General features: G+C 55.1%; 1 protein-coding gene. It reads right to left on the reverse strand.

What is annotated here, in order from left to right; genetic code table 11:
• Positions 1 to 16: 16 nt before the first annotated feature.
• A protein-coding gene (locus ACFQUU_RS29285) for an IS3 family transposase (protein ID WP_382252157.1) occupies positions 17 to 1158 on the reverse strand; the annotation gives its coding sequence in 2 pieces (ribosomal slippage) (positions 17 to 909 and positions 909 to 1158; 1143 coding nt in all).
• Positions 1159 to 1239: the final 81 nt, after the last annotated feature.

The following is a 1239-nucleotide window of genomic DNA, read 5'->3' on the forward strand; positions in this document are numbered from 1 at the left end:
TGATCCCCACCCGGAATTAGTGCCGTTCTAAGGTAGAGTTTTTCGGCTCCTTTGTTGCCTCTCTTCGTTGCCTGGCCCAGCACTGGCGGGCGAATTCAGCCGGCGTGAGCCAGTCCAATGCACCGTGGGGTCGGCTCTCGTTATACATCTGCCGCCAGTCCTCAATCTTGCTCCTGGCGTCGTTCAAAGACAAGAACCAGTGCTGATTCAGGCACTCCTGACGCAGCCGTCCATTGAAGGCTTCAATATGGGCATTGTCGGTGGGCTTGCCAGGCCGCGAGAATGCCAGTTGCACGCCTTGCTCATACGCCCAGCGGTCGAGTACCCTGGAAACGAATTCCGGGCCATTGTCCACCTGAATTCGTTGTGGGCTCCCACGCTGCTGCCTGACCTGGCTCAGCACCCTGACGACATCATCGCCACGCAAGCTTTGATCGACCCAGATCGACAGGCATTCCCGCGTGAACCTGTCAATCAACGTCAATGCTCGCAGCTTGCGCCCGTCATACAATTGATCGCTGACGAAATCCATGCTCCAGCATTCATTGATCGTGTTCACGCCAACATTGCCTTGCCGCTGTTGTGCTGCCCGACTGCGTTTAGGCCGCCGCTGATACAAGCATAATCCTTCCAGGCGATACAGGCGGTAGACACGTTTCAGATTGATCCTCCAGCCTTCCCGGCGCAGCAGCACGTAGATTCGACGGTATCCATAGCGTACCCGCGCAGCAGCAATTTCTTTGATCCGCAATAGCAGTAATGTCTGGTCCATGGCACAGGAACGATAGCGGTATAGCGAACGTGAAATCATCATCACCCGGCACGCCTGGCTCAAGCTTGCACCAAACCGAAACTGCAAGTCGTCCACCAGTTCACGCTTGCGTGCAGGCTTCAAAGCTTTCGACGCACCACATCCTGCAACATGGCCTTGTCGAGACTGAGATCGGCCACCAGCTTTTTGAGCTTGGCGTTCTCTTCTTCCAGTTGCTTTAAGTGGCGCACCTCGGAAGGACCCAAACCTGCATATTTCTTCTTCCAGTTGAAAAACGTCGCCTGTGCAATACCCATCTTGCGGCACACTTCCTCGACTGGTGTGCCCAGTTCCTGCTGCTTCAATGCGTACGCAATCTGTTCGTCGGTAAAGCGGGATTTCTTCACGGCATGCTCCTTCCGTTGCTGGTCGTCCATGCCGACTACTCTAGTTTAAAACGGGACGATTTACCGGGAGGGGATCACGAA

The sequence above is a fragment of the Herbaspirillum sp. GCM10030257 genome, from assembly GCF_042666555.1.
Lineage (GTDB): Bacteria > Pseudomonadota > Gammaproteobacteria > Burkholderiales > Burkholderiaceae_D > Noviherbaspirillum.